The sequence below is a fragment of the Paenibacillus sp. FSL H8-0048 genome, from assembly GCF_038002825.1.
Lineage (GTDB): Bacteria > Bacillota > Bacilli > Paenibacillales > Paenibacillaceae > Paenibacillus_AQ.
In genome coordinates this window covers 1,719,353-1,734,638 of sequence record NZ_JBBODF010000001.1, presented here as the reverse complement: position 1 = coordinate 1,734,638, position 15,286 = coordinate 1,719,353, and the positions used below count along the sequence as shown (strand labels likewise).

The following is a 15,286-nucleotide window of genomic DNA, read 5'->3' as shown; positions in this document are numbered from 1 at the left end:
CGGTGACCATGGTCGCAAGGATAAAGAAACTGAGAACCGGTCTGCTGGCCTTGTGCTGCCTGGCCAGTCTGGGGCTTGGCGGAGAGCTGGCCCTGGCAGAGAGCGCAGCCCCTTCCTACAATTATTCATACTGGGGGAATGCGGTGGCGGCTCCGTCCGCCTACGAGGCAACTACGCTCATCACGGGTGCCAGCTCCGGTGCGGGCCCATTTAATAATCCGCAGGATATTCAGGTTACGGAGGATCAGCAGATCTATGTTCTGGATAGCGGAAATAACCGGTTTGTCATCCTGGATCAGGACTACAAATCCGTCAAGACGGTAGATGCGTTCGAGTTCAAAGGGAAGGCGGAGAAGTTCAACAATCCGCAGGGCATCTATGTGACGCAGCAGAAGGAAGTGTATGTGGCGGATACGGGCAATAAGCGTATCGTCCATCTCGACAGCAGCTTCAAGGCGGTGGGGATCATTGAAGCACCGAAGTCCGAGCTATTGCAGGCGAGCTTTGAATTTCAGCCTGTCCGTGTTGCTGTAGACAAAGCGGACCGCATCTATGTGATGTCGGCCGGCGTCTTCGACGGATTCATGGAATTCGGGGCAGATGGTGTGTTCAAATCGTTCATCGGCGCGAACCGGGTGCATGTCGATGCGGTGGAGTATTTCTGGAAATCGATCTCTACCAAGGCGCAGCGCGAGCAGATGGTCATGTATACGCCAACCGAGTTCACGAATCTGGACATTAATGACGAAGGCTTTCTGTATGCTACCAACGGTGACGATTACGGGGACCCGATCAAGAAGCTGAACGCGCAGGGTGCGGATATTCTGCGGAGAGAGGGCTATTACAAGCCCAGCGGCGATCTTATGTATTCAACACGGTCAGGCGGTGCCCCGCGGCTCGTGGATATTGATGTGAGCGACAGTGAAATATACGCGGTGCTGGATGCCAGCCGGGGCCGGGTGTTCACGTACAACGGGGACGGCTATCTGCTGTACATTTTCGGCGGAATCGGTAACCGGCTGGGCGAATTCAACACTCCGGTTGCCCTTGAGCATAGCGGTGACGATATTCTGGTGCTGGACCAGGCGCTGGGTGAAATCACGGTATTCCAGACCACAGAGTATGGAAGAACGCTGAACAGTGCCGTACGCAGCTACTATAACGGTGATGAGGAGATGGCTTCCCGGGAGTTCAGCAAGGTCGTCAACCTGAATGCGAATATGGAGTACGCTTATGCGGGCATAGGCAAGGCATATCTGCGGCAAGGCGAGTACAAGGAGTCGGCGGAATATTTCGAGCGCAGCATGGACCGGACCAACTATTCCAAAGCGTTCCTGCTCTACCGTAAGGAAGTGCTTCGCGGACATTTCTCCACCATTATGACGGGTCTGATCGCACTGTTAGCCCTATGGCTGGGCCTGAGAATGTTCCGGAAAATGAAGGCCAGAAAGAAGGTGGAGCTCCATTGAACAGAGAAGCGCTGCAACATCCGCTGTATGTGATGGTTCATCCGTTCAACGGATACTGGGACCTCAAATATGAACGCAGTCAAAAAACCAGTCTGATCCTCTCCTTCGGCATTCTGTTTATGCTGATTCTGACGAATGTGCTGGGCGAACAATACAGCGGGTTCCTGGTGAACATGAATAATCCGCGGTATCTGAACAGCCTGCTGGAAGCGGTCTACGTGCTGGTTCCTGTTCTATTCTGGTGTGTGGCGAATTGGTCGCTGACCACGCTGATGGACGGGGAGGGGAAGTTCGTGGAGATTTTTATTACCACCTGCTTCGCACTGCTTCCGATCGTGCTGATTAATTTCCCCTGGATCTGGATCAGCAATTTCATCTCGGCCCAGGAGAGCTCCTTTTATTACTTTTTCAAAAACTTTGCCATTCTCTGGTCGGGACTGCTGCTGTATGTGGGCATTATGACCGTTCATCAGTTCTCCCCGTCCAAAACGGTCGGGACGATTCTGCTGACGCTGCTCGCTATGGCCTTCATGGCTTTCCTGACCCTGCTGTTCTTCAGTCTGGTTCAGCAGATGATTGCATTCGTCTCGACCATATACCAAGAAATTGTCTTGAGGAGATAGGAGGAGGACCGGGAATGAGGAAGCCGTTAATCATGCTGCTCTCGATTCTCTTCAGTATGAGTGTGCTGGCCGGCTGTTCGGCGTCAAGTTCAGGCAGCCAGGCCAGCGGGCATGAACCGAATCTTGAAGTGTCCTTTACGGAAGGGAGCGCGCTGAAATCTGCCTTCACCGATAATGGGGTGAGCGGGATGACAGGCGTGCTTGAGAACGCACAGCTCCGGCTGTTCATGGACGAGGCTACCGGGGGGATCGCCGTCAAGAATCTGACGGACGGGACGGTCTGGTACAGCAATCCGCTGGACCGTGAAGCGGATGCCAAGGCCAGCGGGGATAATAAAGACCTGCTGTCCGCGCAGCTCAAGCTGGATTTCTATAACAACCTGGGTCAGGTCAGCTCTGTCAATTCATATACGGACAGCGTGGCCCATAAGCAAATGAAGATGGAACAGACGCCCGGGGGGGTCAAGGTCTTCTACCAGTTCGGAACGACCGCTGCAACAGCAGAGGACCTGCCGATGAAGATGGGCAAGGAGCGGTTCGAGGAGAAGATCATGAGCAAGATGGATAAGACCGGGCAGCGGACGATGAAAATTGCCTATACCTTCGATGAGGAGAACGGAGTCTATACGCGAAATGATGAAGCGCTGAAGGGGCTTCAGCTGGAGCGGACGCTGAAGGGCTTCGAGAAGGCGGGATATACCGAGGAGGATCTGCAGCAGGATATCGCCGAGAACAACCTCAGCCAGACCAAGCCTGCACCGCGTATTTTCCAGCTTGCCATTGAATATGCCCTGGACGGGGACCAGCTGGTCGTCAAGGTCCCGGTAGCGGATATCCGTTATCCTGCGGATTATCCGGTGAATGACATCTCCCTGCTGAGCTTCCTGGGTGCCGGAGGGAGTAAGGATTCCGGGTCCATCCTGGTGCCGGACGGCTCAGGAGCGCTGATTCATTTCAATAACGGCAAGACCCGTTATCCCGCTTATAAGCAAGCCGTGTATGGTGTGGACGGGACGATGGAGACTACGGATGCCTATGCACAGCAGCAGGAGATCAAGCTGCCGGTGTTCGGCCTGATCCGGGAGGAAGGCGCCATGCTGGGCATTATTGAACAAGGTGCTTCTCTTGCCACCATCAACGCGGATACCAGCGGCAGATTGAACGGATACAACTATGTATATCCGAGCTTCACCCTGATTGCCAAGGGAGATCTTACCCTGACATCAAGCGATCAGAACCGCACCCTGCCGAAATTCCAGCAGGAACCGCCCAAGACAGATTACGTCGTCCGTTATGCGTTCCTGAGCGGAGCGGAGGCTTCCTATCCGGGCATGGCGCGTTATTACCAGAGCTATCTGGCGGAGCATGGCGGACTGCCTGAGGCGCAGCCGGCAGCTTCCGCAGAAGCCTCTGTCAATACGCCGTTCTATTTGGAGCTGGTGGGCGGAATCACGAAGACCAAGCATGTCCTTGGCATTCCTTATCAATCGCTGGAGGCGCTGACCACCTTCGAGGAAGCGCAAAAGATTCTGGAGCAGATGAAGCAGCGCGGGATTGATAACATCAAGCTGAAGTATGCGGGCTGGTTCAACCGGGGCCTGGATCATAAGGTGCCGGACCAGCTGTCTGTGGATAAGGCAATCGGAGGCAGCAAAGGGCTGGAGCGGCTGACTGCCTACGCCAAGGAGCAAGGCATTCAGCTCTTCCCTGACGTCGCACTGCTGCGGGCGAACCAGACCTCAGGCTTCCGGATTAACCAGAAGGCTTCCCGGATGCTCAGTGAGATTCCGGCCGCCGTCTATCCGTATAATATGGCCTTGAACCGGCGGGACCGTTCCTTCACCCCTGCCTATATTATTTCGCCAAGCAGGATCGGCGGATATGTTGATGCCACGCTGAAGGAGATTGCGCCGTTTCAGACCGGCGGCATCTCCCTGAGGGATATGGCCGATCAATTGAACAGCGATTTCCGTAAAAATCAAGAAATTGACCGGTCAGCGTCCGAGCAGATATCGGTCCAGTCGCTGGAGAAGATCACCGGAGCGTCCATGCGCATTCTCGCGGACGGCGGGAATGCCTACGCCCTTCCGTATCTCTCTGACATTACGGATGCTCCGGTGTCCAGCAGTCGGTTCAAGCTGGAGGATGAGGAGATTCCGTTCTATCCGATGGTGGTGCGGGGATATGTGAATTACACCGGCAAGCCGTTTAACCTGTCCACGTTCACGAATCCAAGGCAATATATCCTGAAGAGCCTGGAGTATGGCTCCGGCCTCTATTATGAGTGGATGCATGCGCCTAATTACAAGGTGAAGGATACCGACTTCGATAACCTGTATGCGGTCCATTATGAGCAGTGGATTAACCAGGCGGCTGATATGTATACCGAAGTGAACGGAGTGATGAAGAACGTTCAGAATCAGCGGCTGACCGGTCATGAGAAGCTGGCAGACGGTGTCTATAAAAGCACTTACGGTAACGGGATGTCTGTCATCGTCAACTACAATAAGACCGCAGTCCTTGCAGAGGGCCGGACGGTTGAGGCCGAAAGCTATATTACGGGTGGTGAGCAATCTTGAAATCCATACTTAGACTGGACCGCAGATCCTACAATGAGCAGAAGGCAATCATGGGCTTCTTCTATGTGCTGCCCTGGCTGCTGGGGTTCATCTTCTTCTTCCTGATTCCGTTGTTGTCTTCGCTGCGCTACAGCTTAAGCTCAGTGCAGGCCAACTCCGACGGACTGATTGTTCATTTCAGCGGCTTCCAGAATTATGTCGAAGCGCTGACGGTGAATACCGAATTCAACCGCTCGCTGGCCGATGCCATTATGAATATGGTCATCAATGTGCCGCTGATCGTTATCTTCAGCCTGTTTCTGGCAGTGCTGCTGAATCAGAAATTCATCGGCCGGTCGCTGGCCCGTTCGATCTTCTTCCTTCCGGTCATTCTGGCCTCCGGGGTTATTCTGAGCCTGGAGAGCACCAGCCTGATTCAGGCGGTCAATGATCAGAATGCCGGTGCGGGAGCGATTCAGGGACTGGGCACCTTCGAGCTGGAGGGGCTGATGCTGGACGCGGGCTTAAGCGAATGGGTAGTGAACTATCTGACCAGTGCCGTGAGCCGCATCTATAGCATTGTGAGCCAGTCCGGTGTACAGATTCTGATTTTCCTGGCCGGCATCCAGACCATCTCGCCGCAGCTGTATGAGGCGTCCAAGATGGAAGGGGCAACCGGCTATGAGGCCTTCTGGAAAATTACTTTTCCGATGGTCAGCCCGCTTATTCTGGTGAATTCCATCTATACGATTATCGATTCCTTCTCGAATAACGCCATGACGGATCTGATCCGGGAGACCGGCTTCACCCAGTTCAACTTCGGTCTAAGCTCTGCGATGGCCTGGCTGTATTTCGCCGCAGTGGCCTTAATTCTGGCTGTCAGCAGCTATCTGATCTCGAAGAAGGTCTTCTACTATGATTAAAGGGAGGATGGGACAAATGCATGCGACCCGCTTACTGTCGCCCGAACGCTGGAAGAAATGGATATGGTCCTTCGTGCGGCTGACGCTCATTGCAGGCCTGTCGTTCGTAATCCTCTATCCGGTGCTCCAGAAGATATCCACGGCCTTCAAGGCCAAGAGCGATCTGTATTCGCCGATTGTCGTCTGGCTTCCCGAGAATTACACGCTCGACAATTTCGTCAAAGCGATTGGAATTATGGACTACTGGCAGGCCCTGCTGAATACCTTCAGCCTCTCGGCGCTGACTACGATCTTGACCGCCATTTCCTGCGCGCTTGCAGGTTATGGCTTCGCCCGGCTGAAATTCAAGGGAAGCCAGCTGCTGTTCGCCGGAGTCATATTGACCATTCTGGTTCCGCCGATCACCATTCTGATTCCGGTCTACCTGAATTTGAAGGATTTCAGCCTGATGGGGCTGATTCCGCTCTTAACCGGCGGTAAATCGGTGAATCTGCTCAACACCTACTGGCCGTTTATTCTAACCTCTGCTACGGCTAACTCGCTGAAGGCGGGGCTGTACATTTTCATCTTCCGGCAGTTCTTCCGGGGGATTCCCAAAGAGGTGGAGGAAGCGGCTTACATCGACGGGGCCGGGGTCGGCAAGACCTTCTACCGGATCATGCTGCCTAACGCGATTCCTTCTATTGTTACGGTGTTGCTCTTCTCGTTTGTGTGGCAATGGAACGACAGCTTCTTCACCACGACCTATCTGACATCCAGTAAGGTGATGGCAACCCAGCTCGGCTCGCTGCCGTATAATCTGCAGATTCTGCTGGAGGACGGCGCCAATTCCAAGGCCGATCCGTTCTACCTCAGCATGGTCCAGGATACAGGGATACTGCTGGCGATTCTGCCGCTGATTATTATCTATCTGTTCGTGCAGCGGTATTTCGTGGAGAGTATTGAACGTACCGGGATTGTCGGGTAACCGTAGAAGGAGGATAACTGTGCGCCAAAATAACAGAACAAGCACTCCGGCCAGACTGGTCCGGAGTATAGTCTTCGCAGCCGCGCTTCTAGGGTTATCCGGCTGCTCCGCTTCTGGCGGGGATGCGGCTCCGGCCGCCCCTTCGCCCGGGCCGCAGGAGAGCGCAGCTTCATCCCCGGCCGCTTCACCCGCCGGGACTCCGGCACCTTCTGCCGCAGCTTCGCCTGAAGCTGCGGCGGAAGCTCCGGTGCAGCAGGAGGCCGCGCCGCTGGCGGCAGCCTATGCGGATTACTTCCCCATAGGCGCTGCGGTGGAGCCGGACCAGACAGAAGGAGCCACGGCAGAGCTGCTGAAGCGGCATGTGAACTGGCTCGTGGCTGAGAATGCCATGAAGCCGGATGCGATTGCACCGGCTGAGGGTACCTTCACCTGGGAACGGGCCGACCGGATCGTTGCCTTCGCCAAGGCGAACGGCATGGGGCTGCGCTTCCATACTCTGGTGTGGCACAGCCAGACACCGGAGTGGTTCTTCCGGGATGAAGCCGGTAAGGCGATGGCGGATGAGACCGATGCAGCAAGGCGCGAAGCGAACAAGAAGCTGCTGCTGAAGCGGCTCGATAGTTACATCACCGCTGTTGTCAGCCGTTACAAGGACGACATCTCCTCCTGGGATGTAGTGAATGAGGTGATTGAGCCGAACGACCCTGACGGTATGCGGGCCAGCGACTGGTACAAGATTACCGGCACGGGATTCATCGAGACTGCCTTCCGGTCGGCCCGCAAGGCTGGAGGACCGGAGCTTAAGCTGTACATTAATGATTACGGCACAGAGAGTCCGGAGAAGCGGGACCGTCTCTACGAGCTGGTGAAGGACATGCTGGCGAAGGGAGTGCCGATTGACGGGGTTGGCCACCAGACCCATATTAATCTGGAATATCCTTCGGTGGAGAGCATAACCCAGTCCATGGAGAAGTTCCATGCTCTGGGCCTGGATAATCAGATCACCGAGCTGGATATGAGCCTGTATGTCTATAATGATCTCAGCGATGTCGGCCCTGTAATCCCCGAGGATATCCTTCAGAAGCAGGCCGCGCGGTACGGCGAGATATTCGCTGCACTAAGAGACCGGAAGGAGCTGTTAAGCGGGGTCATGTTCTGGGGGATTGCGGATGATCATACCTGGCTGAGCAGCTTCCCGGTCAATCGTACCGAGGCGCCGATGCTGTTCGACCGGCAGCATCAGCCCAAACCGGCCTTCCAGGCGGTCACCGATTTTTAAATGGTAAAGAACGGGTAAGCCAAACAAGAATTGCACCTTACAATTCCTTTATTTTTGCCGGGATAATATAATATTCTGGTAGTAATAATCTTGCAAAGTGAGGTTGCAACTGGTGCCCATAACAATCAAGAACACAATGGCCTGGACTGTCGCTGCATGCATGGTCGTAGGGCTGATGACCGCTTGTGAGAGGGGCGATAGCCTTGCGGAGCGTTCTCCGGTCCCTGAGGGACAGCCGGGGAGCGCTCCGCTGTATGAGGAGCCGGGTCTTAGCAAATATGATCCGCCGATTCAGCTGTCGTTCGTACGTGAGAACAACGATGCGCTGGAAGAAATACTGAAGGAATTGCCGGGGGAGACGCTGGAGCATAACCGCTGGACCGAGCTGTATGAAGAGGTACTCGGCATTAAGATTACCTATGACTGGACGGAGTGGAGCTCCATCTACTCCCGCAAGCTGGGGGTATCCCTGGCCTCTGGGGATATCCCCGATATTGTGCGGGTGAATGCTTCGCAGCTCAGGGTGCTGAGCAATGCAGGGCTGATCCAGGACCTGAGCGGAGTCTATGACGAGTATGCAACCCCGTTAACCCGCAAGGTGCTGAGCGAGGAAGGGGCGGGTCCGTTCGAGACGGCTACGCTTGACGGCAAGCTCATGGCGATCCCGGAGACCAATTCGTCGATTGAGGGCGCGATGTTCCTGTGGATTCGGACGGACTGGCTGGAGCGGCTCGGCCTTAAGCCGCCGCAGACGATGGCAGAGGTGCTGGCTATTTCGAAAGCGTTTACGGAGCAAGATCCTGACGGTAACGGCAAGCATGATACCTACGGTCTTGCGGCAACGAAGTACCTGTGGGACCCGGTTATGGGACTTACCGGGTTCATGGCCGGTTATGGTGCTTATCCCGGCATCTGGATTAAGGACAAGACCGGTAAGCTGGTCTATGGAGGTATCCAGCCGGAGGTCAAGCATGCCCTGCAGGTACTTCAGGATTTGTACCGGACGGGACAGATTGACAGGGAATTCGCCTTCAAGGATGGGGTCAAGGCCAGCGACTGGATTGAGCAAGAACAGGTCGGAATGATGTACGGGGAGCAGTGGGGCTCCTTCCTCGTGCAGCTCAGCCGTGAGCATAATCCGCAGGCCGAATGGCAGGCCTTCCCGCTGGTCTCGGAGTCCGGGGCACCGCCGAAGGTGCCGCTTCCGTTCAGCACCAACCAGTTCCTGGCGGTCAAGCGGGGCGTAGAGCATCCTGAGGCGCTGATCAAGCTGATTAACCTGCATCTGGAGAAGAACTGGGGGGCTACGAGCGAGGTGGAGCGGTACTATAATGCTCCGCAGGCGGTGTGGAAGCTCTCGCCGGTGACACCGTTTCCGGTGCAGAAGAATCTGGAGGCCTTCCGGGAGCTGGAGACCTTCCGGCGCACCGGCGATGCCTCCGTACTTCAGGATGAAGCGAAGACGATCCAGAAGCGGATTGCCGCTTACGAGGCCGGAGGTGCGGACAGCGAGACAGGCTGGGGCTGGGAGCGGACATATGGGCCTTCGGGCGCTTTTTCCATCCTGGACGGGTATGAGCGTAATCACCAGCTGCTCTATGAGAGCTTCGTCGGTGCACCTACAGAGACGATGATCGAGAAGCAGAATATTCTAAATAATCTTCAGATTGATGCCTTTCTTGATATCATTCAGGGCAGACCGCTCAGCGAGTTCGATAATTTCGTGGCACAGTGGAGCAAGCTGGGCGGCGAGCAGATTACGGCTGAGGTCAACGACTGGTATGCAGAGAAGGGCGGAAGCGGCAAATGATCGGACATGAGCAGACGAGTGGAGGCGGTGCACATGCTTAAGTTTCCTGCGGTGTCGATGCGCCACACTATTTTTATCCGGATGGTTGTCACTTATCTTGCTATTATTCTGCCGATTCTGCTGCTTGGACTCTACCTCTACAACTGGAGCTACAAGAATGCAAGTCAGGACCTGTCCAGAGCGACCCTGTCGCAATTAAAATATTATCTGGAGGACCTGAACCGCGAGGTGGAGTGGATGGAGATCCAGCAGTATGATCTTGCCCAGGATACCGAGCTGAACAAGATTGCCGTTACCTGGAACTATATGGATGATGTTCAAAAGCGGGAGAGTCTGAACTACATTACGCAGCGGCTAACTTCCCTGAAGAACAGCAGCGCCTACATCGGTGATGTGTTCGTACATATCCGTACCATTAACAAGACGCTGTCTGCGATGAACGGCATTGATCAGTTTGACAGCAGCAAGTTCAATTTCTTCCGGTCGGTTGATCTGAGAAAAGAAGGGCGGCTGATCAACTGGAACAACTTCCTGGAGCTCAGCGTTACCCAGTCGAGCGGAAGGATGGGCGAGCCGCCGCTGTTCATTGTTCAGATCGAGCTGGACAACGAGAAGCTGAGGGATTCGCTCCGGGCGATTAACGCGTACGAAGAGAGCGGCTCGCTGCTGGTCTCGCGCCTGACGGATTACGCACTCGGTACAGAGAACAGCTCCCCGGAGCTGATTAAGAGCTATCACCAGGCAGTTGATGAAGGGAACCTGTACAACTGGGAGCTGGACGGAATCCGGTATCATATTGACAGCTTCACCTCCGACAGGCTGGGGATGGCTGTTGCCACCTATTTGCCGGAGAAGGCGGTCAAGCGCCCGCTGACCAAGTTCGTGGTCTGGGCGTGGCTGTTCGCGGCGGTGTCCTTCCTGGCGGTGCTGATCTATTCTTACGCGACCTATAAGTTCGTCCAGAAGCCGCTGCTTGTGCTGATCCGCAGCTTCAAGCGAATGGAGAGCGGCTCGCTGGATATTCAGATTGACCATGGCCGCAAGGATGAATTCGGCTATCTGTATCTCCGGTTCAACCAGATGCTCAGCAGGCTGCGAATGCTGATTGACCAGGATTACACCCAGAAGCTTATGATGCAGCGGGCGGAGCTGAAGCAGCTCCAGTCGCAGATCAACCCGCATTTCCTGTATAACAGCTTCTTCATTCTCAGCGCCCTGGCGAAGCAGGGGGACAGCTCCCGGATTGAGGAGTTCGCGGGCATGCTGGGCGAATATTTCCGGTTCATCACCCGTAACGGAGAGGATAATGTCCGGCTTGCGGAGGAGACGCGCCATTCCCGGATGTACACGGAGATTCAGAAGATGCGCTTCTCCAGGCGCATTCAGGTTCAGTTCGATGAGCTGCCGGAAGCCATGGAGGAGCTGCGGGTTCCGCGCCTGATTCTCCAGCCGATTATCGAGAATGCCTATGAGCATTGTCTGGAGAAGCAGGCGGAGGATGGGGAGCTGCGGGTTTCTTTTGAACAGGAGGAACGGGAGATCCGCATTATTGTTGAAGATAACGGAAGCGGACTGACCGATGAACGGATCGAGACCTTGAGAAGGCGGCTGAATCAGAACAGCGGTACGCATGAAGTCACCGGCATGAGCAATATTCACCGGCGCATCCAGTTAATCTACGGGGAAGGCAGCGGCCTGTTCCTGGACAGAAGCACACTAAGCGGCCTCCGGGTTGCAATCCGGATCAGGCTCACAGGAGGTGAAGGTCTTGTACAGACTATTGATCGTTGATGATGAAGAGATTATAACGGACGGCTTATACGAGGCGTTCAACCAACTGCTACCGGACAAGCTTGATGTCTACAAGGTCTATTCGGCCAAAGCAGCCCTGGAGTGGCTCTCGCGCACCCGGATCGATATTGTGCTGACGGATATCCGCATGCCCGGCATGAGCGGGCTGGAGATGTCTGAGCAGATCCGGGAGTTTTGGCCGCGGTCGCGGATTGTTTTTCTGACCGGCTACAGCGAATTCGATTACGCCTATAGTGCGCTGCAGCTTCCCGGTGCCCGTTATCTGCTGAAGACGGAAGGCTTCGACAAGATTATTGAGACGGTGCAGGAGGTGCTGCAGGAGATTGAGCAGGGCAATATGCTGAGCGAGCTGCTGGAGCAGTCCAGGGAGCAGCGCGATTCCATGGAGACGGCAGCACAGGGGGATTATCTCCGCCATCTGCTTCAGGACAGCCAGTCCTTGTGTGCAGATGCGGACACGTTACGTGCAGATTTCAGCAAGCTGGGTATCACCCTTAAGGCTGAATCTCCGGTGATGCTCGTTCTTGGACGGCCTACATACCCGGAGGGCATCTCTTATATGGACCGTCGCGAGCTTCTGACCTCTTCCCGGCTGATCTGGAATTCGCATCTGGCGGAGATGACCCGGCATGCCTGGGTGCTTGACCGGCACGGAGATCTCTTGTGGCTGCTGCAGCCTCTGGATAATGCCGGGGCTGCCTTCGGCGGGAATTTCACGCGGTATCTGGAGGGAACGCTGGAGATGATTCAGGATTCCTGCCGGCAGACGCTGGGCCTGCCGGTTGCTTTTACAGTCAGCGGCTCAGCCTGTGCCTGGACAGAGACCGGCCGCCATTACGAGCGGCTTCACCGGCTGCAGCAGATGAAGATCGGGGACGGCATCTCCATGGTGCAGATTGACCGCAGCGGTCCGCCGGGGCCTGACGTCATCCGTGAGACGGGGGTCCGGCTCCACCAGCGGGTGGAGAATCTTGCGGCTCATCTGGATGCCGGACGGCGGGAGCGGTTCGCGGAGACGCTGGAGGAGATCCGGGAAGGCATTCATTCGGGCATCTCTGCGGAAGAGGCAGCCGAGCTCTATTACACGGTTGCGCTTGTGCTGCTGTCCCATATGAACCGTTCGGAGCTCTACAGCCTTGTCAATGAATACGGCAAACTGATGCGGCTGGACGAGCATTCATCCCTGGGGGAGGGCATCTATTATCTGGAGAGGCTGGCCTCAGATCTCTTCGAGCGGAGAAGCACAGCCGAGAAGGAGCGCTCCTCGGAGGTCATTGAACGGATCTGCGATTATATCCACAGCCACTTGGGCGAGGATCTGTCTCTGGTGCGGCTGGCTGAGCTGCATTATTTCAATCCGTCGTACCTGTCCCGCTTCTTCAAGCAGGAGCAGGGCATTAACCTGTCAGAGTACATCGATCAATGCCGGGCGGTCAAGGCGAAGGAGCTGCTGGGAAATGAAGCGCTCAAAATCCGCGATGTAGCGCTGTATGTCGGCTATGAGGCCCATCATTCCTTCACCCGGTTCTTCAAAAAAATGACGGGAATGACGCCCCAGGAATACAGGGAGTCTATGCATGTAAATCTATAATTTATAAGTAAATAAACTATAATCTGTAAGTCTATCAACTATAATCACACAGGTTTCCGCCCGTCTCCGCGCAGAGTACAATTCAGATGTATTCGCTTTCATTAAGACGGCATCCGCCGATTCCATGAAATGAGAAGGAGATGGGTATCTGTGAGAAAAAGGAAGTTAAGCTTATCCATGAAGCTGCTGGTGATGCTGGCCCTGCTGCTGACGCCAATGCAGTCCGGCGGCGGCAAGGCAAGCGCTTGGGAGGGTTCGCCTGTTCCCAAGCTGCATGTTAGCGGCAATCAGCTGGTGAACAGCAGCGGACAGCCTGTACTGCTGAGCGGCTGGCATCAGCCTACCGGGGCTTACTGGACGTATCAGAACAGCAATTATTATCTGAACCGCAACGGCGGGAACCGGCATAAGGCCACTCTGGAGTACCTGAAGGAGATCACAGATACCTTCACCAGCACCTCCGGCAAATACGGGAACAGCCACGGCTGGTACTCGAATCAGGTCCGCTTGTTCATCGACCGGGAGGATATGGGCGATGTCGCTGCAGGAACGTATAACTTCGCGGGCCTTCAGGCAGCTACCCAGAATCTGATCATTCCTTATGTAGAGTACGCGAAGACGAAGGGGCTGTATGTCACGCTGGGACTGGACTTCACCCTGCTGGACAACAAGGCGACTACCCAGGCTAACCTGGACAAGTTCAATCAGATCTGGGGTTATCTGGCCTCCCAGCCGGGACTCAAGAGCGCGGATAATGTGATGTTCGAGCTGGTGAACGAGCCGGTGCTGAGCGATGTGAACGGACAATGGGGCGGCAATCCCTCCCAGCCGAACTTCGCGGCGTTCTGGAATTCTTTGAAAAACTTCCAGAACTCGATGATCTCAACCATCCGCAGCAAGGGCGCGGACAATGTGATCTGGGCTTCCGGACTTGGCTGGGATCAGCATTATCAGCTGACGGCATCCAGTCCGCTGACCGATCCGCTTAACAATTACGGATATGCCGTGCACTGGTACCCGGGCTACGGCGCTTATGACAACTACAACTCGCTTCAGCAGATATGGGATAGCAGCATCAAGCCAGCGGCCGATGCTTACCCGATCAATATTACTGAAACCACCTGGTTCAAGAACCAGCCGGGCGACTCCTCGTATTGGGATCTGTTCAACGGTACGAACGCAGGCTTCGGCAAGAATACCAAAGCAATCTTCACTGCCGCCGGCAATGTCAGCATTGCCGTCCATATGAACGGCTTCCTGCTCGATCCCGGTCCCAAAAGCTCCTTCGCCGATCCGGACGGCGGATTGCTCTATGACGGCAATACGGTCCGCGACGGCATGGCGCGCTTTATCTTCGAATGGTACTACGAGCGGGCCCAGTTCAACCCTTGGAACGGGGTGTGGAACGGAGTCACCAACAATGCGAAGTATAAGCTGATCAACCGGGGGTCAGGCAAAGCGATTGACGTTCCGAACGGGCAGAATACGAATTCCCTTCAGCTCCAGCAGTGGCCGGAGAACACCGCACTGGCTCAGCAATGGACGGTTACGGATATGGGCACGTATAACAATATTTACCGGCTGCGCAGCGTGAACTCCTCTGACAACAAGGTGATGGATGTGCGTAACGGCACGAAGAACAACGGCGAAGCCATCCAGCTGATGCAGGATTTGAACAACACCGCCCAGCAGTTCCGGCTCATCAAGCTGAGCAACGGCTACTGGAGCATTCTCAATGTGAACAGTAACAAGGCAGTCGAAGTCACAGGAGCCTCCACCGCAGACGGCGCGAAGCTCCAGCAGAACCTCTACCGCGGCGACCTGCACCAGCAATGGAAGCTGGTTCAGGTGAACTAGAGCTTAATGGTAAAAGCCCCCTTCTCCATCTACGGGGCGGTCCGGGACAGTACCGGATTGCCGTGTGGGGGGAAGGGGGATTTTTTGAGCGTACGGCAGGCGCGTTGGGGAAATGTAATCGAAAAACCGATTACATTCGGCGCTGCGGAGGGGCGTGGGCTCAATGTAATCGAAAAACCGATTACATTGGGCGCTGCGGAGGCGCGTGGGCTCAATGTAATCGAAAAACCGATTACATTCGGCGCTGCGGAGGGGCGTGGGCTGAATGTAATCGAAAAACAGGCATGACAAGACAGAGACCTTGTCACCCCCAGGAATGAAAATAAGTGGGTGGCATCCGTCGCATCCATTCTAAAAGAGGCTGTAGTCGTCAACACTACATATACAAATCAAAGGG

The 15,286-nt window shown here is 55.2% G+C and carries 11 protein-coding genes; all 11 read left to right on the top strand.

Going from position 1 to position 15,286, the window contains the following annotated elements:
- Positions 1-8 precede the first annotated feature (8 nt).
- The 11 genes from NSU18_RS07660 (at position 9) to NSU18_RS07610 (ending at position 15,177) form a co-directional block, all read left to right on the top strand.
- Entirely contained in the window at positions 9-1,469 is a 1,461-nt protein-coding gene (locus NSU18_RS07660) for a hypothetical protein (protein WP_341020727.1), read from the top strand.
- Complete coding sequence (locus NSU18_RS07655; protein ID WP_341020729.1) at positions 1,466-2,092, top strand: YIP1 family protein; 627 nt, start codon at positions 1,466-1,468, stop codon at positions 2,090-2,092. Before NSU18_RS07660 ends, NSU18_RS07655 begins: the two co-directional genes overlap by 4 nt.
- Before the next feature lie 14 nt (positions 2,093-2,106).
- Complete coding sequence (locus NSU18_RS07650) at positions 2,107-4,671, top strand: DUF5696 domain-containing protein (protein ID WP_341020731.1); 2,565 nt, start codon at positions 2,107-2,109, stop codon at positions 4,669-4,671.
- Positions 4,668-5,573, top strand: coding sequence for a carbohydrate ABC transporter permease (locus NSU18_RS07645; RefSeq protein WP_341020733.1), 906 nt, complete (start codon positions 4,668-4,670; stop codon positions 5,571-5,573). The genes NSU18_RS07650 and NSU18_RS07645 overlap by 4 nt, the downstream gene beginning before the upstream one ends.
- A gap of 16 nt (positions 5,574-5,589) precedes the next feature.
- Positions 5,590-6,540: a carbohydrate ABC transporter permease gene (locus NSU18_RS07640; RefSeq protein ID WP_341020734.1), complete on the top strand. Its 951-nt coding sequence runs from the start codon at positions 5,590-5,592 to the stop codon at positions 6,538-6,540.
- A 19-nt stretch (positions 6,541-6,559) separates the two neighbouring features.
- A complete protein-coding gene (locus NSU18_RS07635) occupies positions 6,560-7,819 on the top strand; it encodes an endo-1,4-beta-xylanase (protein WP_341148701.1) in 1,260 nt (419 codons plus the stop codon).
- A gap of 136 nt (positions 7,820-7,955) precedes the next feature.
- Positions 7,956-9,629: an extracellular solute-binding protein gene (locus NSU18_RS07630; protein ID WP_341148700.1), complete on the top strand. Its 1,674-nt coding sequence runs from the start codon at positions 7,956-7,958 to the stop codon at positions 9,627-9,629.
- Positions 9,630-9,662: 33 nt separating this feature from the next.
- Complete coding sequence (locus NSU18_RS07625) at positions 9,663-11,420, top strand: sensor histidine kinase (protein ID WP_341020740.1); 1,758 nt, start codon at positions 9,663-9,665, stop codon at positions 11,418-11,420.
- Complete coding sequence (locus tag NSU18_RS07620) at positions 11,398-13,032, top strand: response regulator (RefSeq protein WP_341148699.1); 1,635 nt, start codon at positions 11,398-11,400, stop codon at positions 13,030-13,032. Before NSU18_RS07625 ends, NSU18_RS07620 begins: the two co-directional genes overlap by 23 nt.
- 150 nt (positions 13,033-13,182) lie before the next feature.
- A complete protein-coding gene (locus tag NSU18_RS07615) occupies positions 13,183-14,889 on the top strand; it encodes an RICIN domain-containing protein (protein WP_341020744.1) in 1,707 nt (568 codons plus the stop codon).
- An 84-nt stretch (positions 14,890-14,973) separates the two neighbouring features.
- The gene (locus NSU18_RS07610; RefSeq protein ID WP_341148698.1) at positions 14,974-15,177 is read left to right on the top strand and encodes a hypothetical protein; all 204 of its coding nucleotides are present in this window, start codon (positions 14,974-14,976) and stop codon (positions 15,175-15,177) included.
- Positions 15,178-15,286 lie beyond the last annotated feature (109 nt).